Source organism: Candidatus Wallbacteria bacterium (assembly GCA_028687545.1).
In the GTDB taxonomy this organism is placed as follows: domain Bacteria; phylum Muiribacteriota; class JAQTZZ01; order JAQTZZ01; family JAQTZZ01; genus JAQTZZ01.
This window is the reverse complement of record JAQTZZ010000001.1, coordinates 1-19,148: the sequence shown is the minus strand read 5'-3', so window position 1 is coordinate 19,148 and position 19,148 is coordinate 1. Positions and strand designations below refer to the sequence as shown.

Here is a 19,148-nt window from a genome sequence, read left to right as displayed (position 1 = left end):
CTTCGCACTGCTTTGTCAATATTTCTTTTACTTAATGAAAGTCACAATAACCAGTGGAGTTTTGAAACAGGATTCAGGTCAAATAAGTCGATTAATTGTATTTATCATTGCCAGGTAGTATGATGCAGCCAAATCAATCTCCACGGGGGAAACATGAAGGGGATTTTTCTGGCACTGCTGCTCGTTTCAGCTTTCAATCTTGCTGCAAAGGATTATTCCATAGGAACTAAGGAAAGCTTCTGGCAGTTCGACCCGATCAAGGGCGCGGACTCGATGGAGGCAGGCTACTATCAGGCTGACTTCACCTGCCGGAAGATCGGCGAACACACCATCATGTTCGTTGAAGACAAATTGAAACCCAAGGATGAACCGTCGCCTGAATTCATCGACAAGCTCTGCAACAGGTTCGACGCCATCTACCCTGTATTCTCGGATTATTTCGGACAGCCCACTGACCTAGACCACAACGGCAAGTTCATCATTCTGACTGCCGCGATCCGCGACTGGTTTTACTACAGCATGGAAGTCACTGCGGACATGAAGCCGATCCTCGGATACTACTGGCTGCCTTTCAATCAGAGGATGCAGGTCGATTATCTGACCATGGCATCAGTGCAGCCTGAGATCGACGCTTACGGCACCATGGCCCACGAATTCACCCACAATATTTATGACAACGCCAACCCCGAACCAGTCAATTTCATAGACCGTGCAATCACTGAATCGCTTGCCCAGTATGCAATTTATCTCAACGGCACCCTGGATCAGGATTCATATTTTCAATGGGAGCTTTCCATACTCAAGAAAGACCTGGTAAATGGAAAAATGCTGAATGCTTTCGACGGTACCCATGACTATTTTGATATCGGGAATTCCGACACCCACCACTGCTATGCAGTCAGTTACTATTTTCTGCATTATGTTGCGGATTATCTGCTGGCCTCCCGCGAAATGAAAATGGAATTCTTCGAGACCCTGATCAACGAAAAAGTCAATGACACATCCATGAACAAGATGACCAATGCCCTGATAAAAATGGGATTGATCAAGGACGCAGCAGGATTCAATGATTTTTACTTTAAAAATTTCAAGGACTTCCTCTTTAAATATTTCAACATCGCAAAAGGACAGTGATGGAAGCTCTTTCAGTCAGAGATCTGCGCAAAAGCTACGGCAAGATAGAGGCAGTCAAAGGCGTCAGTTTTGATGTGAGGCAGGGAGAAATTTTCGCCTTGATCGGACCCAACGGGGCAGGTAAATCCACCACGCTCAAAATCATCGCCACTCTGCTCACTCCGGGTTCAGGCACAATCATGGTCTGTGATACGGACCTGGCCCGGGATCCCTCACATATCAGGGAACTGATCAGCTATCTGCCCGAGGAATCCGGGGCTTATAAAAACCTGACCGGACGCGCCTACCTGAAATTCATGGCAGCTCTCTTTTCATGCGATAAAGCTGCTCAAAATCAGTTCGTGGCTACAGCCGAACGGATTAACGGCCTCAACGCACGCCTGTCGGACAAGATCAGGACCTACAGTAAAGGCATGACCCGCAAGCTGCTGCTTTCCCGCGCTCTGATGACCAGACCCAGGCTCGCGATCCTGGATGAACCCACCAGCGGTCTGGATGTTCTGAATGCCCTCGACATCCGCAGGATCATCCGCGAATTTGCGGCTGAGGGTGTTTCCATTCTTCTTTCCAGCCATAACATGCTGGAAATCGAGTTCCTCTCAGACCGGGTGGCAATCATGGATAAAGGTGTGATTTACGAAACCGGAACCCCTGATGCACTCAAGGAAAAATACGGTGTGCGGAATCTGGAAGAGGTTTTCGCCAGGGTGGTAGCATGAAATTTCTGGCACTCCTGAAAAAAGAACTGCGCGAGCTTTTCACTCCCCAGCTGGTGATCCCGCTGGTGGTTGTAATAATCCTTTTCAACTTCATGGGGAAACTCATGAAAAAAGAAGCCGAAAAGATCGAAAAAAAACCTCCAGTGATGATTTTGAATCAGGACAAGGGTGAATATTCATCGCTCCTGATCCGGAAATTATCAGACAGTTACGAGATTTTAGTGTTAAGCGGCAGTCTGGAAGAAACTCTAAAGCGCCAGGCTGTCGGGAAAAAAAGTCCTGTCATAGAAATTCCGGAAGATTTCTCCAGCGGAATCGCTTCCGGAGAGCATCGAACATTGAATACATACACCCTGCTCTCCAATTTCTCCCTCAAAGGGATGATGAGCGGTGAATCCCTGGACGATGTAATGGCAGACGTCAAAAAAATCCTCAGCAACCTTTTGATGGAAAAGCAGTTCCCAGGCGCAAACATCGCGTTCCTCAAAAACCCTGTGCTGGAAGAAAAACATGTGGTGATCGGGCAGCGGATGGCCAAAACCAATCCATATGATATCTATGGGTTCATTTCACAGCAGGTGAGCTTCATTCCAGTGATCCTATTCATGGTGATCATCATGGCAGCCCAGATGCTGGCCTCAGCAGTGGCCACTGAAAAAGAAGACAAAACCCTGGAAACTCTTCTTTCCTGCCCTGTCAGCCGCAAGTCCATCATTATCGCCAAGATGCTGGCCGCAGCGATCATCGCTCTGGCCATGTGCCTTTTCTATATGTGGGGTTTCAAGGGATACATGGAAGGCATCCAGAATCTCGGAGGCGGAGAAAGCGCACACGGATTGACTGACGGCCGCCTTACCTCAGCTCTCCAGCAGCTCGGCCTGCTGCTTGGGGTAAAAGGCTACCTGCTGCTTGGAGTCGTGCTGTTCCTCGGGATCCTCTGCGCACTCTCGCTGGCCGTGATCCTGAGCGTATTCGCAGAAAACGCCAAAAGCGTGCAGGGTCTGATCACCCCATTGATGATCCTGGTGATGCTCCCCTATTTTCTCTGCATTTTCTTCGATATTTCCACGCTCTCGCCTGCCCTCAAGGTCATAATTTACGCCAATCCCTTCTCCTATCCGTTCCTCGCTCCGCCCAACATCTTCCTGGGTAATTACAGCCTGATCGTCTATGGAATCATTTACCAGTTCATCTGCTTCCTAATCCTGGTCTCCATCGCAGCCTGGATTTTCAGCACAGACCTCATCCTCACCATGAAGCTCAATTTCGGAAAAAGAAAGCCGCAGATCTGACATCTGTGCTTAGTTCCAGACCATCGCGATGAGATACGGTAACAAAATTTCAGATTATCCTGCAGTAATATCTTTCATCAACACCAGCACCGTTTCCAGGAGAACCGGAACATCGTCATGGCAGGTTTTGAAGACTGCATCTGCGCTGATGCTGAAATGCTGATGAGCCTGTCAAACATAAACCGCCTCTCTGTCGATCCTGTCCTTGAGAAACTTATTCATGTTCTTCCTGTAATGCACGATATCCACATGCCTGTGAATCATTTCCTCGATCTCGATGCGGATGCGGGAAAGGACGACAAGATCAGGTTTTTCAATGGTGACGACTATGTCAAGATCGCTGTCCTCGCGTGCTTCGCCGCGGGCCATTGAACCAAAGAAACCCAGGGAACCAATCCCATATTTTTCGGTGAAATTATTCTTATACTCGCGCAACAAGGCTATGATTTCTTTTTTGCCCATTGCCTTCTCCTATGTTATTTATCAAAATTATACCCGAATCTCCCGCAAACCGTTACAATCATCCACTCTTTCCTACCAGCCACTAAGTCAGGCACCATCGCGCTGGTGTTCCTTCACCCAAATCTCAGAAATTGTAATTTTTTGAAGGATCGTACCATTTTTTATAAGTCTGAAATGATGGCACGACCTATAGCCATTTGATGGAACAAACAAATCGAATTTTATCGTCCTTTTAGTCGCCTTAACATTATCCACCTCCAGCCTTTCATTATCATCCATATCATAGGCATTTATTTGAAGATGTCCAGAACGGTTCCTCTCAACTATATAACGAGTCGGGCAGTCATCATCAATGCATTTCCATGTGCCTATAAAATCATTGCAAATCACGCCTTTTTTCATCATACCACCTTTCTTTTCATTAATTAGAATATACGGCCCAACTTATTCATCTGTCTCCCTTATCTTTCGGACCGGGATCAAAATGTCTACTCATCATAAGCGGACGCTCCTCAGCCCCAAAGTCAGGCTCCGTCCCTACTTTTCCCTAATTAAAAGAACTTTAACTCCTTAATTTGTTCAGTCAATCCGGAAGAAACACCTTCTAAACCGGGAAATAAATTGCCTTTATTTATTCCCCATGACAGAAGCACACGGTAAAGCTTATTTTTCAATTCATTCTTTATAACAATTTTTATCAGAGTGGACGTTTGCAGAAAACGCTGTTCCTCTTTGTATTTTTTTAGACGCTGGAGATCTGCTGGTTCTCCCTCATTGAAAAAATTAGTAATTGATATTGGAAAACTCTGAGCTGAAAAAATAGAATTCTGTGCTGTAATGCGACGATCTGTATCGATCGGCTGAAAAAGAAAAAAACCGGAAAAAGAATCAATGTCCTGGTCATAATAACTTTTGTCAATATAGTCTGAGTCAGTAAAGCTCAAAGCCCAGATAGCACAATCTTCAACAGACTGGGAATTAACAGCAAAATATGCTGCAACCATTGGATTTCTTGTCCAGTCAAGAAGCCTAGTACATAATCCGTAATGTTGAGCAATAGCAAGGCGTTCCCATTGATTAACAATATTATATGAGTTTAAATATGAATACGCCTTTTTTTTCCATGTTTTATATATTTTCATTTCTCTTTCGGCGTTATATTCATGAGTATCAATAAAATGTCTTTTTTCTTCATCTGATGTGAATCCGTTGCGAAATATTTTAGGGAGTAGTTCATATTCATGATTTGAAACTCCCCGAAAAATAAAGTTTTCGGTATTCCATTCCAGCTCAGCGAAAACCTTAAAAAAATCTTCTAATTTTTCAATAATGAAATTTTGTATCATTTCCCACCTCTCTATCTGGTCCTAAATCGTTGCATCTCACTCTTGATTTCCTTAAACATCGTTTGAATGTTTTTAACAAACAGAGGATTAAAGTTTCCAAAGATTTTCAATACATCTCCAGGTTTTCCGTAAAGATACTTTTGCATATCCTTTACAAAAATGTTCACCTTTTCTTTTTCTTCTTTTGGCAAGACGCCCCCATTGTGAACAATAATATTCCTTAAACGGTTTGCATTCTTGATAAAGGAGATCGTGTTGTTGATTTTCGTAAGTTCAAACTCGGGGACTTTTTTAAGAAATAATAAAGCTCTTTCGATTCCTTTTCCGTGAAGATTATCCAATAGGATTTGCTTTCAAGTTCATTTCCGATTTTTTTGCAGACTTCATTGAGATTGTGTTCAAGAAAGTTGTAGAGGGTGATAAACATCGATTCGCGATGCATCGAGGGAAATAAATTTTGATATTGATGTCGTTCCCAATCGTAGTTATCATTAACATCAATTTGCTCCTCTTCGGGCACTTTTTTCACCCCCTCGGAAATTTTTCCCTGTAATTTGGATTCTCCTGCCTTAATCAACTTTTCGATTTTCTTTGAAAATTCAAGATAGTCACGAAGGTCCGTAATGATACTGTCGACTTCTGCATGGAATGTAAAACTGAATGGTTTTTCGTCTTCTGTGTCACTAGTATTCATAACTATTTTCTCCCAAAACAATTTATCATTTCATTGCCTTTGAATTTTTTTTAGGCTATTTTTCCTTCTTTGATTTTTTTCCATTAAAGAACTGATAGTAAAGCAGTACTGGCCAAAGAGCCATTGAGAGTGGCGCAAAAAAGCAAATTGCAAACAATGCTAATAAACAAATCTTAATCCATTCGTAAGCTCGACGCCACCCCTCACGATGAAATTGGTTTTGCTTTATCTTTACATAAGCAGCACAACTTATATAAAGTGATGCCCATAAAACCCCAATTCCAGCATAGATATGTGCAACAAGATCAGCAAGGTTATGCATATGCAGAATTTTCAATACCGGGGTAAGCCCACTAGAATTTTTAGATAATACAATCAATGCTATAACCACCATTAAAACAGTAAACTGTATAATCCATCTTTTCCCATCGCTTTGTTGGTTTAGTGGAGTCTGAGGATCTGGGTATTGTGGTTTCGAATCCTGCTTTTGTTCTGCGGAAGCAGATGGCTGAGCTTCACTTTGATTTTTTGAATCTGTTGAATCCTTTTTGACTTCAAATTTATTTTGTCTTCGATTTTTTTTCAGAAATTCGAATGCCTCAATCAAATCAGCCATCATATCATTGGCTTTTTTGAATTCATTAGGTTGGGTTTTAGGATCAAAACGATCTGGATGCAAAATTTTTGCCCTAGAGTGATATGCTTCTTTAATCTCTTCAAGAGTGGCATCGGGGCCGACTCCTAATATTGTATAATAGTCTTTGTTCAAATTATCCATAATCCTTATGAGAAAGAATATTTACTTTTCGGTTTCCAATCAGATGCCATTTTCTGAGCTTCAGCTATTTGAGCGGATGTCATCTTTTCAGCAATAATATCTCGATTTTTTTTTGCGTCTTCTTTTCCTGAAGCAGCTGCAAGGTTAAACCAGAAATGAGCTTTTAAATAATCTTGTAGAACCCCTCTGCCATTGGCATACATGAGACCAAGATTGTATTGAGCCTCGTCACTACCCCGATCAGCAGCTTTCTGATACCAATTCATAGATTGTTCATAATCAATTGAGGTTCCCTGGCCTTGGTCAAACATGACACCAAGATTGTATTGAGCATCAGCAAAACCTTGTATAGCCGCCTTAAGATACCATTGCATAGCCTGCTTAAAATCTTGCATTACTCCCCGGCCAAAGTAATACATGTTACCAAGACAGAACTGGGCATCGGCAATACTGCCCAAACCTTGATCAGCGGCTTTCTGAAACCACTGCAAAGCCAGCTGATAATTCTGTGGTACACCCTGGCCTTGATAATACATGCTACCAAGATAGAACTGGGCTCCTGCGCCTCCTTGCTCAGCAGCTTTCAGATACCAATCAAAAGCAAGCTTGTAATCTTGTGGAACACTCAGGCCATGGTCATACATGAAACCAAGATGACGCTGGGCATCTGCGTCACCCTGAGCAGCGGCTTTCTGATACCACATAAAAGCTATCTTGTAATCTTGCGGGACAAGCTTACCGTGGTAATAGATGCTGCCAAGATTGAACAGAGTTGCTGGCTTACTCTTAACAGCGACTTTCTGAAACCAGTTCACAGCTTGCATTTTATCTTGTGGCACACCCTGGCCATTGGCATACATAAAGCCAAGTCTGTATTGAGACTCAACATGACCCTGATTAGCCGCCTTCTGATACCAATTCATAGCAAGCTTAAAATCTTGTGGAACGCCCTGCCCATGGTCATACATGAGGCCAAGATTGTATTGAGCCTCTGCATGATTCTGATCAGCTGCTTTCTGATACCAATGCAAAGCTTGTTTGTAATCTTGTGGGACTCTCTGGCCATAGTTATACAAGCAACCAATATTGAACAATGTTTCTGCGCTGCCCTGATCTGCGGCTTTCTGAAACCAGCTCAAAGCTTGCACATTATCTTGTGGTACGCCATATCCTTTGGCGTACATGATACCAAGCTTGTACTGAGAATCTGCATGACCCTGAATAGCTGACTTCTGATACCAATTCGCAGCTTGCTTGTCATCTTGCGGAACATCCTGTCCATTGGCATACAATTCACCAAGTTTGAATTGGGCAACAGCATCACCCTGATCAGCGGCCTTCTGATATCCTTCAAGAAAAAGTTCTGATGTGGTATGACAAAGCAAGTCCTTCTTGTCGAGTAACATAGTTTGAAAGTCTAAAATTTGAACGATCTCGTCATTAATAATCTTGCTTCTCCGTTCCGAGATCACCTGTCTTGCATGATCTATCTGACCCGCTCTACGCAGAAGATCAACGAGAACTAAGGTACTCACTCCTTCTTGATCCGATATTTGCTGACAATGATTTTCTGCAAGAATGAGCATATCCGCCGCTTGCTGCCGACAAGCAACCGCTTGATTCGCATGATCGGAGGAGTCATCACAATCCCAAGCTGCATGGACTAACGCCCAGGTGGCTTCAGCATAGTTTTTTGACTTCTTATCCAAAATGGCCTTGCACATAAAGGATGAGGCCAGTTCTGGAAAGGATGGATCATTCAACTGATTTTTATACTCCTGGTCATTTACCACTGCTTGAGCTTCAGGGCATGGATCGCTGATATCAGAAGCACAAAATCCGCAAACAGGACATCGCTGTACCAAGAAACCGATAGTAGATCTCTGCATTTCAGGAGGCCGGGTATCCAAGTCGGAAGAACCATATACGATTGTACTAAGAAGCACATGAAATTCTGATTCCATTCCACACAGAGTGCAACGAACTTTTTCTTTGCATGCATTCGACATGACTCTCTCCCGTTGGAATTCTACCTGTTTTTATTTATCGGTTTCCACACAGCAGCAAATTTTTCAAACGAAGGGGACACGTCGTGGCTTGGGAAAGAGATTTGGTCCCACTTCGGGGATTAAGAAGCAGTAATTCTTCGCTACGCTCAGAATAACAGCTTCTAAAGAACGACATGTCCCCATCTTCTCCTATTTTTCTTTTCCTAATTTTCGGACAGTCAGATCTTCTTGGATTCCAGCCGTAAACGTGCCAGGCGCACAGCTTCACGCAGCTTTTATTCCAGCACGGCTTTCGGTAAAGCTTCTGTCCTGTAGCTGGCAATATGGATCCCGTTCTTTTCAGGGTTGAGCAGTTCAACATGCTGATCATTCTTACCTGCACAGAGAATTACTCCCAGCGGGGATTCCGCAGTCAATAATGCACCCAATGCGTGCACTATTCTTTTCCCATACTCCGCCCGCTTTTCTTTCAAAATGTCCTGCCTGATGCGCTGCCCCACATGCCAATAAAGTGTCACAAGTCCGGAGTCAACAGCCCGTGCAACCCCTTCACGGGCCTGCATTATCAATTCCCGTAAATCGGCCAGCAACAAAGCCGGCGTTTTGGCAGGTAAGACAGTCACATCAGTTCGCCTGGTCGGTTTACTTCTCAACATGGTTGGCGCTCCAAGAGTTGAATAGATCCGAATCTAACAGGGATACTAAGGATGGTACTTTCTTTGTGACTTTTTTCCATCTCATTATATACTACATCTGGAGCGACATAACCGCAACGGCAAGGCTTTGAAGCTTTGCCGTTGCGGGATGAATGGCTTACTGCTGCGGCTTTTTCTTGGCTTTGCTTCTGCCTCTGAGGGGTTTCATGCCGAAATTGGCAAGGAACTGGTCTTTTTGCCGAAGAAACCGTAAATCAGTAGTTTGGAATTGAATTATCAATGCAGGATCTGGTTATCTCTTTCCCTATTTCTTCCTTAACCTTTCTTAGCCGCTCCCGGTTTGGGCGGGGTCGAGAGGGCCGCTCCAAACCGTGGGTAAAGACGCAGAGTCTTTGTCATTCTGCAGATCATTTTTATTATCAAACTGATGGCAATAGCATTTTGTGAAAGAAGTAGAATCCATTTACTCCCCGCCGGGGTGTTCAGAGGGGCGGAGCCCCTCTGATGGGTAGGATCTCAAAGGGAGGGGCAAACCCTCCCTTTGACTATATTTGGCATGCCTCCCGATGGGGTCAGGTTGTGGCTTGGGTAAAAGATCGGGAACAACCAGACCCCATCTTCGCCCTAATCGGTGCTTTTGATCATATCCTGGCTGAACTGTATGAGAAAGGCGCAGTAAATTGTAACTGGAATACCCCTGCAGATCGGCCATACTTAATTCAGATCAATAGTATGAAAGCGAGGGGTATATGATCAGGATACTGTGTTTTCTGCTTCTCTGCAGCTTGTTCCTGCCTGCTTCCCATCTTCAGGCTTCTGAAAAAAAGTGGACATTCATGGTCTATCTCAATGGCGACAATACCCTGGACCAGGCCGGGATCGGGGATGTCAGGGAAATGCAGAAAATAGGGTCCTCTGACCAGGTAGACATAGTAGTTCTTCAGGATCACGACAGTAATAATGACACAGAACGGCATTTCGTGAAAAAGGATGAACTTGTCACTGAGCAGATGGGCGAAATCGACATGGGAGACTGGCACGAAGCCCTGAAATTCTTCCAGTGGGGCGTGGAAAACCACCCGGCAGAGCATTACTGCTTTCTGATCTGGAATCACGGCACAGGCTGGCGCGGAAGAGCTCCCCAACCGGTTAAAAATGTCTCATACGACGATCAGAGCGGCAACTGCATCAGCACGGTCCAGCTCAAGGCTTTGACAGAAGCCATGAAAGCAGTGATCGGCCGCAGGATCGACGTGTTCGGTTTCGATGCCTGCCTGATGGGAATGATCGAAGTGGCCTGGGAAATGAAAGATAATCTGGAGCAGCTGATATTTTCCGAAGAAGTGTCCCCTAACGACGGCTGGCCTTACAATGATATTCTGGGGGCTCTTGTAGATAAACCGGAGATGACTCCGCTTGAATTTTCCGTGATGGCTGTCGAAAAATACAGGGCTTCCTATTCAGGCGGCTCGCAGGGGGACAGCGCTTCTACTCTCTCAGCTGTGAATTGCGTCAGATTCGACAGCTTCTCTGCTGAATTCAATGAATATCTGGATTTTCTCTCTACCAAGCCGGATTTTTATGACGATTACCTGACTGCTTTCACCGGCACTCAGCAATTCTATTTTCCGGAATACAAGGATCTGCCTGATCTGGTAAAACTGATCGGAGAAACAGTTAATGACGCTGATATAAAGGAGAAATCCAACCGGATTTTCAAAAGCCTGGTCAATCTAAATCCGGTGATTGCCGCATCTGGCAGTACAGGCAAGAATCTGGCGGCCGCAAAAGGGCTCTCAATTTTCGTTCCCAAAAAAGCACAGTATGACAGCCTGAGAAAGCCGTATCTGTCGCTCGATTTCTCCAAAGAAAACCGCTGGGACGAATTCCTGGACAAGCTGTATTATCCGCAATACCCTTCATTATCAATTAAAAGCATAGAATTTTCAGACGGAAATGACGACGGCATTGTTTCCCCAGGCGAATCGATCGACTTGAAAGTGACTGTGCAGAATCAGGGACTTTCCCAGGCTGCCAATGCGGTTCTGACTCTTTCCACCGACAATCCTCTGATCAGGATCGAATGCCAGACAGCCGTTCTCGCCGAAATTCCCGGCTCAGGGGAAGCTGTTCAGGAAGGGCTGAAATTCACAGTAAACAGTGATTCTCCGCTTAAACAGTCCCTGGAAGTGACAATTTCCGTGACACTGGACGGCAAGACTTCCTCACAGTTATTCAGCATGATGATAAAATCCCAGTTTGAAGTGAAAAATCGCGTGCTGCTGGTAACCGAAAATATCAATGACCGATATTCTGCATATTATGTAGAAGCCCTGCAATCAGCAGGCATCGGCTATGACGTCTGGAATGTGCGTACAGACGGAAAACCTTCGGCCGGGCTTCTGAAACACTATCTTGGCGGCATGGTAATCTATTTTGCACCGCTCGGCTCCTATGTCGCAGACATGGATCCGCAGAGCCTGAAAGCATTTCTCGCTGCCGGAGGCTCTCTTTTCCTGTCAGGCCAGGACTTTGCCGAAAAATGGAAAAAGCTCGACATTTACACGAGTTATCTCCACGCCTCCTGCTCTCAGAGCGAGTGTGAAAGCAGGACAATCTCAGGATGCGGGGACTTTACAGGCCTGGAATTCAACATTTCAGGCGCAGGCGGTGCAGACAACCAGTCTCATCCGGATGAAATAGAGGCCCTCGCACCTGCGAAGCTCTGCCTGAATTACAAAGGAGCAGGTGGTGCCGGTCTGTTTGTGAACACTGGAAATTACAGGATCGTATATCTCGGTTTCGGCTTTGAAGCTATTGCCTCAAAAGAGGCCAGGCTGTCGATCATGAATCAAATAGTGAAGCTGCTCATGCCTGGGGCAAAAGAGAGAATTGAGGAAATGTTCTTGATTGAAAAGCAACTTGCGACAGCTCCCGACGATTCCAGCCGCTTTAAACTGGGTGATCAATTGAATCTGAAGATCAATCTCACAGAAAAAACTTTGATTGGCGAATCCGGAGCGGGAACTCCTGCCAAGCTTTCCGAAAAGCAGAATTCAGTGGCTCTAAAAACGGTTCTGGACTCTGTAAGTCAGTTTCAGCGCTCAGGGATGTGAGATCTCAGGATCACATTCTGCATAGGGCGCAATTCAGTTTGAATTTTCTACGCCCTTCTGTTACCTTGGTTTGATCCATTTCAGCCAGGGAGTGCAAATGAGCGCAGAAAAAAAAGACGATCAGGTTTTTAACGCAAATATAGAGACAGTCTGCCCGAGCTGCGGGCGCTTTGTCGGTCCTTATGACCGCTGCCCGTATTGCGGACGGGAAGTCTATAAAAGACTCTCAGTCAAGCTCGTGAAAATCGTGGCCCTGATCATGGCCTTCACAGGTCTGTTCTTTCTCTACCTCGCCTCCCTCAACAGGGAACTTCCTGTGATCAAGGTGAACGAGGTCAAACCCACGATGAATTTCGCCTATGTGCGCGTCCATGGCATCGCCAAAAGCAGCGGTATGATCAACGATTACGGCGGACTGAATTTCACTCTCAACGACAGCGCGGATGGCATGGCTCTGGACAGCAGCATTCAGATCAAAGCTTATACCGACATCGCCAACAGACTCAAGGAACGCAAACTGCTTCCCGAAGCAGGGGATATGGTGGACGTGGCAGGCAGCCTCAAGATCAAAGAAGGCAGCGTCAGCATGATCATCCAGAGCCCGGACCAGATCAAGATCGACTCCAGAAAAGCGGAAGAGCTTTCCCTTCACGAAATCAATGAAACCAGGATCAATGAAAAAATCCGGATTCACGGAGAAATCATAGAATTGATTGAAAAACCGGGTAAAGCTCCCAACGAGATCCGCATCCGTGACGAGTCGGATGAAGGAAGGCTCGAGATGTGGAAAAACACTTACCAGGAACTTGCCGCTCTAAAGGGTTTCGGAGTCGGCGCACAGGTCAAGGCCGATATTTTCGTAGACCAGTATATGGGTAAGCTGCAGCTCTGGGTCAAAAACTCTAAAAACCTTACAATCATGGTCGAAGCACCGGCAGGGTCTGCTGCGGAAACCAGCATCGAATTAAAGCCTGAAAAAAGTTTCGAACAGACAACCATCGCGACTCTCACCGAAAGCATGATTAAAAGCCTGGTTGTGATTGAAGCCAATATTGAAAACTGCAAAATTCTGCCTGGCCCGAAATCCCCAAATCTGATCACCATCAATGACGGCAGCGGCTCCATCGAGCTGGTAGCCTGGAAAAGCGTCTATGCAAAACTTGTGCGGAATCCGGGATTCGGTGTGGGGGCGAAAATCAAGGTCAGCGCAGAAATTGATAAATACAGGGACAATCTGCAGCTGCGTCTGAACAATGAAGATGATCTCCAGATTGTTTCCGGGACTGCTCAAACTTTAACCACAGAAGAAAAGAAAATCCCTGAGATCAATGACTCCCTGGTCGGAAAAAATGTGGAAACAACTGGAACAGTTTCGAAGATCGAGGTTTTCGGAGCAAAACAGAATCACAAGGCTGTTTTGACTTTCGCGAGCGCTGAAATCGAACTGATTTTCTGGTCTGCGAACTTTCCGGAGCTTCCTCCACAGGTCGCCAAAGATAAAAAACTGCGCGTTTCGGGCAGACTCAACAAATACAACGACAAGCTGCAGATCATTATCGACCAGGATTCCGCTCTGGAGGAAATTCCATGATCAGCATTCTCCTGCATCTTCTGATGATCGTGCTGGGGACTCTGATTTCCTCTGTACTTGCCTGTATTCCGGCTCTGCATATCTATAACGTGGCGAGCGTGGTGGTCGTGTTTATCGCCACCATTTATGCCAAATTTCCTTTTATTCAGGAAGATCCCATGTATCTGATGTCTTTCATGCTGGCCCTGGTAGTGGGATATTCGATCGTAAACACCATCCCCAGCGTATTTCTGGGCGCACCTGATGAAGCCTCGGTCTTCATGGTGATGCCCGGACAAAAGTTCCTGATGCTTGGCAAGGGTTATGATGCAGTGCTTATCTCAGCCATCGGAGGACTGGGAGCTGCGGCGTTCCTGCTCTTCATCTTTCCCCTTGCTCCCACATTTGTCCCGCTGCTCCGCAACGTCATCATGCCGCATCTGGGATGGCTGCTGGCTCTTGTGATGGCTTACATGATACTGTCGGAATTCCCAAAAGGAGGCGACATCGTCGCAGGCCCCTGGGCGCGTTTCTTCGATGCCTGGAAAAGTATCGGCTCAGGCATGCTGGCCATGTTCCTCGCAGGAATACTCGGCATGATCATGGTCTACAGGCCATTCGTGAATGTGGAGATGTCCTTCCAGAATCTGATGCCTGCTTTTGTCGGCCTTTTCGCCATACCATGGGTGCTGCAGAATATCCTCTCCAATACTTCCATCCCGAAGCAATACATCAGCAGAAGCATTGACCTGGACGCGGACCTGATCTCCCGTGGCACAGGTTCAGGTGCGCTCGGAGGCGGATTCGCCGCCATCTTTCCCCTTGTCACCGGCGGCATCGGAGGCCTGATGGCCGGACATGCCACAGCCCAGCATGACGAACGGATTTTCATGCTCTCGCAGGGGGTTTCCAAGTTTATCTATTACGTCGGCTCGTTCTTCCTGTTCTTCCTGCCGAACAATGACATCACCCGCGGCGGAATGTCCTGGATGCTGTCCACGATTTACACTCCGAAAGGTTATTACGAGTATTACCTGGCAATAGCCGCGATCCTGATCAGCTCTGCACTGGCTTTTTATCTGACTCTTCTCTATACGAAATGGGTGATCGCCCTGATTCAGAAAGTGCCTTATCAGAAAATCTCTATGGCTACGCTCTTTTTTCTGATCTTCCTGGTGTTCGCCTTCACCGGGCTGAAAGGACTCCTGATCACTTATGCAGCCACCGGCATCGGCCTGATTCCAGTGGTCTTCAATTCCAGGCGGAGCAATCTGATGGGAGTTCTGCTGATACCTATCACTCTCAACATGCTGGGTATAGGCCCTGCTGTCGCAAAATGGATGGGGCTGGTTTAAGATGAAAGGATTATCGCACTTTGTTTCCGGTGCAGCTTTAGCGACTTTTTCATCGCAGGCGGTGCAGATGGCACAAAATGATCACTCCATGATCATAGTTATCGGTGGAATTTTCGGGATACTCCCGGATACCCTGGATTTCAAGGTAGCCAGATTCTTTTATCAGGAAGAATACATTGTTTCACCAACTTCGGAAAATCCGGATCTGCAGGAAATCGCGGATACGATTGCCAAAGCTATAGATCAGGCTTATACCGAATCCCGCCTCGTCAAACTGAAGCTCAACACCATCAAACTGGGGGCAGACCTGTTCCGCCAATACACTGTCCGGTTTCTGGAAAACCAGGTGATAGTCAAACTTGGTCCCACAGTTAACATGTCCAAAAATCCAATCGGTGAATTCGATCACGACAAAGCCCCGGTCGCCACTGCAGTCACCAAGACGAAGATCCTGCACACATATGAAAAGGCCACCTATGTTGACATCTTTTCCGGCCCCTCTTTTGCCTTCAAAAAACTCGGCGACGGCCGGGTGGAAGCCGAGTTTCTTCCCTGGCACAGGGCCTGGAGCCACAGTCTGGTGCTGGGAGCGATCTTGGGAGCGATCGGTTTCCTGCTATACGGGTTGCTGACTTCCTATTCAGGGCACTGGGATATCGCCCGAATGTATGGCCTGGCGATCTTCGGGGGATTCTCGATCCATATCCTGGAAGATCAGCTGGGATACATGGGATCGAATCTATACTGGCCGATCACCCGCGAGCGGGCACAGGGACTGAAGTGGATGCATTCAGGAGACGCCTGGCCCAATTTCATTACTGTCTGGCTCACTCTGCTCGCCATTGTTTACAACCTGAATCGTTTCTCGAACGAACGGGTTTTCAATTCTTCACTGGTGGAATACATGGCCTGGGCCTTTTTCCTGCCATTGACTTTCATCATTGCGATAGGATTCCTGACTACCAAGATGCTGGCTGAATCAAGCCTGAATGTAGAGCAGGAGCAGCTTAAAGAAGTGCAGGCAGAAAACGAAGAGGAGGGATCCTGATGGACGAAATCATTTATTCCGTTGATAAACTTCAGAAAAGACTATCCGAAATTCGAGGTTATCTTTGACCACCTGAATCTGGAAAAAGACATCACAGCTCTTGAGGATTCCACCAAAGACCCTCAGTTCTGGAGTGATCAGGAAAAAGCCCAGAACATCATGAAACAACTCACTGAAAAAAAATCACTGTTGTCTGAAAAACGGAATCTGATCGGCAAATACGACGATCTGCACGCAGTGATCGAACTGTACAAGGAAAGCAACGACAAATCCCTGGAAAAAGACGCGGAAACTATCTTCACTGAATTCCGCGAACAGCTCGAAAACATGGAGCTGAAACTCCTTCTGAACGAAAAATACGACAGCAGCAATGCCTATTTTTCCATCCATCCCGGAGCAGGCGGCACAGAGTCGCAGGACTGGGCGCAGATGCTGTACCGCATGTATACCCGCTGGTTCGAAATCAAAAAATACCAGTTCGAAACGATTGATTTTCAGCCAGGCGAAATTGCCGGAATCAAAAGCGTCACTGTGATGGTGAAAGGTCCTTTCGCATACGGATATCTGAAGGGGGAGAAGGGCGTGCACAGGCTGGTGCGCATCTCTCCTTTCGATGCCAATGCCAGAAGGCACACCTCTTTCGCCTCAGTGGATGTTTTCCCGGAAATCAATGAGGAAGTCAGTTTCGAAATCAAGCCTGAAGATCTCAGGGTTGACACATACCGCAGTTCTGGCGCAGGCGGGCAGCATGTCAACAAGACGGAATCAGCCATCCGGATCACCCATATTCCGACAAATATAGTTGTTTCCTGCCAGCAGGAGCGATCGCAGCTTAGCAATCGCAACACTGCCATGAAAATGCTGCACGCCAAACTCTATGAACATTACCAGGCCCTGATGGAAGAAAACCTGTCCAGCCTCAAGGGAGAGAAAAAGGAAATCTCCTGGGGCAGCCAGATCAGGTCGTATGTTTTCCAGCCATACACCCTGGTCAAGGATCATCGCACAAACCACGAAATCGGCAACATCCAGAAAGTGATGGACGGATACATCGACGAATTCATCAAGGAATATCTGCTGGTTTCCAAGGGCGGAAAAAAGAAAATCCACGGAAAAAAAGTGGAGGAAGAATAGAAGCCTTGAAATCCTGCCTAGTGGTTAGCCACGCTTAAATTTATGGTTTCAGAAACATGAGATCGAGACTGATTCGCGAAGCGGCGACAAGGCAACCTGGGCTGGTTGCCGCGACAGCCGCGACAAAGAAGCAGGCCGATATCATGTTTCACTCCTTACAGGCTGCCGGGTGGCGGCGATTCGTCTGCTGCGTTGCGGTTCGTTGTCGATGCACCACATCGACGCCTCACCGCGCCTTGCATCCAAATCGCCGGCACTCCGGCTGAAACCACAAATTTAAGCGTGGCTAACCACTAGGTACCCGGTATCAGGTCAGTTAATTGACAACTGAAGAGAAAACCATAGAATAGTATTGCTTCAGGGCCGGGATGGCGGAACAGGTAGACGCACCGGACTTAAAATCCGGTGGGCGCAAGCCCGTGCCGGTTCGATTCCGGCTCTCGGCACCAACAGAACACGTCGCGGAGTGGAGCAGTCCGGTAGCTCGTCGGGCTCATAACCCGAAGGTCGCAGGTTCAAATCCTGCCTCCGCAACCAAAAAAGAACTGGCGGCTAATAACCGCCATTTTACTGTAGCCTTGTATCAGGCTGCTCAAAAACACCTGAATGCGAGGCGCCCCGCTGCAGCTGCAGCGGGACAAGTGGCTCTAGGCAAACAAGTTTGCAAGAGCCACAAACTGAAAATGATCTGTACCATCCAGCAAGGCTGTTCAAAAACGGCCTGCTGCTAGGCGCGCGAAGCTGATGGAGGGAAACGTACTTAAAAGTACGGTGACCGACTGAAGCTGAGTGCAACGACGCATGAGGCCGTTTTTCAACAGCCTACATGGCGAGGTAGCTCAGATGGTTAGAGCGCACGGCTCATACCCGTGTTGTCGGTGGTTCGATTCCACTCCTCGCTACCAAATATCCAAAACCCGCTCAACCGAGCGGGTTTTTTGTTGATCTGATTTTCATGTGCAGTGATTTATGCAGTGAATTTTAGTAAAAAGGCATTTGGATGTTTATTTTTTTCTATTTACTCGGATGCTTTTCCATCCATTCAGAAGCCATTTCCTGAGCTTTTGCAATTTGTTCTGGGGTCATCTTCTTGGCAACATTATCACGATTTTTTTGGGCTTTTTCTAATCCCGATGCAGCTGCCAAATTGTACCAGAAATGTGCCTTCACAAAATCTTGTGGGACTCCCTGGCCAAAGTCATACATGACACCAAGGTTATTTTGAGCTCCAGGCTGACCTTGATCTGCTGCTTTTTGATACCATTCCAATGCTCGCTTAAAATCTTGCGATACACCATCGCCATTGTAATACATGTGTCCAAGGTTATATTGAGCTTCAATAAAATCTTGATCTGCTGCTTTCTGATACCACTCCAATGCTCGCTTATAATCTTGCGGTACACCATCGCCGTTGCAATACATAAGGCCAAGATTGAACTGAGCTTCTGAATAACCTTTCTCAGCTGCCTTTTGAAACCACTCTTTAGCCTGCTTATAATCCTTTGGAACCCCTTGTCCATTCAAGTACTTACATCCTAGATAATTTTGAGCCTCAGGGTCACCTTTAACGGCTTCATCTCGGAATGTTTTATCAAAAAAATCTCCCAAAAAGCTTCCGCATTCAGCAAGACAAGGAAACGAAACAATCAGCAGAATTGCACACATAGCAATAAAACCAAGCTTCACATCAACACCTCGGCCTTTTTTAGATAAAATCCCCGGAAGTGGTGTAAAAAAAGCAGTCTGAAAATATAATAGCCATCGGAAACTCCAAAATTTCCACGACCAAGTTTCAATAAAGGAGCAAACCGATGGCCAAAAAAACTATAGCGTTG

17 protein-coding genes and 3 tRNA genes are annotated in these 19,148 nt (G+C 46.3%); 11 read left to right on the top strand and 9 right to left on the bottom strand.

The annotated features are described in order from the left end of the window. Positions 1-153: 153 nt before the first annotated feature. The 3 genes from PHW04_00100 to PHW04_00090 are packed head-to-tail and all read left to right on the top strand — an operon-like array spanning position 154 to position 3,145. On the top strand, positions 154-1,134 hold the full coding sequence (locus PHW04_00100; GenBank protein ID MDD2714271.1) for a hypothetical protein: 981 nt from the start codon (positions 154-156) through the stop codon (positions 1,132-1,134). Beyond that, on the top strand, positions 1,134-1,853 hold the full coding sequence (locus PHW04_00095) for an ABC transporter ATP-binding protein (GenBank protein ID MDD2714270.1): 720 nt from the start codon (positions 1,134-1,136) through the stop codon (positions 1,851-1,853). Before PHW04_00100 ends, PHW04_00095 begins: the two co-directional genes overlap by 1 nt. After that, on the top strand, positions 1,850-3,145 hold the full coding sequence (locus PHW04_00090; GenBank protein ID MDD2714269.1) for an ABC transporter permease: 1,296 nt from the start codon (positions 1,850-1,852) through the stop codon (positions 3,143-3,145). The genes PHW04_00095 and PHW04_00090 overlap by 4 nt, the downstream gene beginning before the upstream one ends. 171 nt (positions 3,146-3,316) lie before the next feature. Here the strand turns inward: PHW04_00090 and PHW04_00085 are convergent, their stop codons facing one another. From PHW04_00085 to PHW04_00050, 8 genes are all read right to left on the bottom strand, one after another. Beyond that, on the bottom strand, positions 3,317-3,607 hold the full coding sequence (locus tag PHW04_00085) for a nucleotidyltransferase domain-containing protein (GenBank protein ID MDD2714268.1): 291 nt from the start codon (positions 3,605-3,607) through the stop codon (positions 3,317-3,319). Positions 3,608-3,694: 87 nt separating this feature from the next. Further along, a complete protein-coding gene (locus tag PHW04_00080; GenBank protein ID MDD2714267.1) occupies positions 3,695-4,009 on the bottom strand; it encodes a hypothetical protein in 315 nt (104 codons plus the stop codon). A 149-nt stretch (positions 4,010-4,158) separates the two neighbouring features. Then, complete coding sequence (locus PHW04_00075) at positions 4,159-4,953, bottom strand: FRG domain-containing protein (GenBank protein ID MDD2714266.1); 795 nt, start codon at positions 4,951-4,953, stop codon at positions 4,159-4,161. Between the two features lie 11 nt (positions 4,954-4,964). After that, positions 4,965-5,144, bottom strand: a complete 180-nt coding sequence (locus PHW04_00070) for a hypothetical protein (GenBank protein MDD2714265.1) — start codon at positions 5,142-5,144, stop codon at positions 4,965-4,967. 29 nt (positions 5,145-5,173) lie between these two features. Continuing rightward, positions 5,174-5,647 (bottom strand): hypothetical protein, encoded by a 474-nt coding sequence (locus PHW04_00065; protein MDD2714264.1) that lies wholly within the window; start codon positions 5,645-5,647, stop codon positions 5,174-5,176. A gap of 55 nt (positions 5,648-5,702) precedes the next feature. Further along, complete coding sequence (locus PHW04_00060; GenBank protein ID MDD2714263.1) at positions 5,703-6,425, bottom strand: J domain-containing protein; 723 nt, start codon at positions 6,423-6,425, stop codon at positions 5,703-5,705. A 5-nt stretch (positions 6,426-6,430) separates the two neighbouring features. Beyond that, positions 6,431-8,434 (bottom strand): tetratricopeptide repeat protein, encoded by a 2,004-nt coding sequence (locus tag PHW04_00055; GenBank protein MDD2714262.1) that lies wholly within the window; start codon positions 8,432-8,434, stop codon positions 6,431-6,433. A gap of 275 nt (positions 8,435-8,709) precedes the next feature. Next, entirely contained in the window at positions 8,710-9,090 is a 381-nt protein-coding gene (locus tag PHW04_00050; GenBank protein ID MDD2714261.1) for a DUF1016 N-terminal domain-containing protein, read from the bottom strand. A gap of 749 nt (positions 9,091-9,839) precedes the next feature. Here PHW04_00050 and PHW04_00045 point away from each other — a divergent pair. From PHW04_00045 to PHW04_00010, 8 genes are all read left to right on the top strand, one after another. Next, positions 9,840-12,206: a clostripain-related cysteine peptidase gene (locus PHW04_00045; protein ID MDD2714260.1), complete on the top strand. Its 2,367-nt coding sequence runs from the start codon at positions 9,840-9,842 to the stop codon at positions 12,204-12,206. 97 nt (positions 12,207-12,303) lie between these two features. After that, positions 12,304-13,797: a hypothetical protein gene (locus PHW04_00040; protein MDD2714259.1), complete on the top strand. Its 1,494-nt coding sequence runs from the start codon at positions 12,304-12,306 to the stop codon at positions 13,795-13,797. Beyond that, on the top strand, positions 13,794-15,131 hold the full coding sequence (locus PHW04_00035; protein ID MDD2714258.1) for a tripartite tricarboxylate transporter permease: 1,338 nt from the start codon (positions 13,794-13,796) through the stop codon (positions 15,129-15,131). Before PHW04_00040 ends, PHW04_00035 begins: the two co-directional genes overlap by 4 nt. Before the next feature lies 1 nt (position 15,132). Beyond that, positions 15,133-16,179 carry a metal-dependent hydrolase gene (locus PHW04_00030; protein ID MDD2714257.1) on the top strand — a complete coding sequence of 349 codons (1,047 nt, stop codon included), beginning with the start codon at positions 15,133-15,135 and terminating at the stop codon, positions 16,177-16,179. Further along, a protein-coding gene (prfB, locus tag PHW04_00025; GenBank protein ID MDD2714256.1) for a peptide chain release factor 2 occupies positions 16,179-17,313 on the top strand; the annotation gives its coding sequence in 2 pieces (ribosomal slippage) (positions 16,179-16,241 and positions 16,243-17,313; 1,134 coding nt in all). The genes PHW04_00030 and prfB overlap by 1 nt, the downstream gene beginning before the upstream one ends. Before the next feature lie 362 nt (positions 17,314-17,675). Beyond that, positions 17,676-17,762: transfer RNA gene (locus PHW04_00020), tRNA-Leu, on the top strand. A gap of 11 nt (positions 17,763-17,773) precedes the next feature. Beyond that, positions 17,774-17,850: transfer RNA gene (locus PHW04_00015), tRNA-Met, on the top strand. A gap of 291 nt (positions 17,851-18,141) precedes the next feature. After that, a tRNA-Met gene (locus PHW04_00010) sits at positions 18,142-18,218 on the top strand. Positions 18,219-18,327: 109 nt separating this feature from the next. On the opposite strand, the gene PHW04_00005 is transcribed toward PHW04_00010, so the two are convergent. Continuing rightward, positions 18,328-18,999 carry a tetratricopeptide repeat protein gene (locus PHW04_00005; protein ID MDD2714255.1) on the bottom strand — a complete coding sequence of 224 codons (672 nt, stop codon included), beginning with the start codon at positions 18,997-18,999 and terminating at the stop codon, positions 18,328-18,330. Positions 19,000-19,148 lie beyond the last annotated feature (149 nt).

Bases quoted from the DNA above. Each gene is read 5' to 3' on its own strand.
- PHW04_00060 (MDD2714263.1), bottom strand. From the start codon at position 6,425: ATGGATAATTTGAACAAAGACTATTATACAATATTAGGAGTCGGCCCC.
- PHW04_00100 (MDD2714271.1), top strand. From the start codon at position 154: ATGAAGGGGATTTTTCTGGCACTGCTGCTCGTTTCAGCTTTCAATCTT.
- PHW04_00075 (MDD2714266.1), bottom strand. From the start codon at position 4,953: ATGATACAAAATTTCATTATTGAAAAATTAGAAGATTTTTTTAAGGTT.
- PHW04_00090 (MDD2714269.1), top strand. From the start codon at position 1,850: ATGAAATTTCTGGCACTCCTGAAAAAAGAACTGCGCGAGCTTTTCACT.
- PHW04_00080 (MDD2714267.1), bottom strand. From the start codon at position 4,009: ATGAAAAAAGGCGTGATTTGCAATGATTTTATAGGCACATGGAAATGC.
- PHW04_00065 (MDD2714264.1), bottom strand. From the start codon at position 5,647: ATGAATACTAGTGACACAGAAGACGAAAAACCATTCAGTTTTACATTC.
- PHW04_00050 (MDD2714261.1), bottom strand. From the start codon at position 9,090: ATGTTGAGAAGTAAACCGACCAGGCGAACTGATGTGACTGTCTTACCT.
- PHW04_00085 (MDD2714268.1), bottom strand. From the start codon at position 3,607: ATGGGCAAAAAAGAAATCATAGCCTTGTTGCGCGAGTATAAGAATAAT.
- PHW04_00055 (MDD2714262.1), bottom strand. From the start codon at position 8,434: ATGTCGAATGCATGCAAAGAAAAAGTTCGTTGCACTCTGTGTGGAATG.
- PHW04_00035 (MDD2714258.1), top strand. From the start codon at position 13,794: ATGATCAGCATTCTCCTGCATCTTCTGATGATCGTGCTGGGGACTCTG.
- PHW04_00045 (MDD2714260.1), top strand. From the start codon at position 9,840: ATGATCAGGATACTGTGTTTTCTGCTTCTCTGCAGCTTGTTCCTGCCT.
- PHW04_00040 (MDD2714259.1), top strand. From the start codon at position 12,304: ATGAGCGCAGAAAAAAAAGACGATCAGGTTTTTAACGCAAATATAGAG.
- PHW04_00095 (MDD2714270.1), top strand. From the start codon at position 1,134: ATGGAAGCTCTTTCAGTCAGAGATCTGCGCAAAAGCTACGGCAAGATA.
- PHW04_00030 (MDD2714257.1), top strand. From the start codon at position 15,133: ATGAAAGGATTATCGCACTTTGTTTCCGGTGCAGCTTTAGCGACTTTT.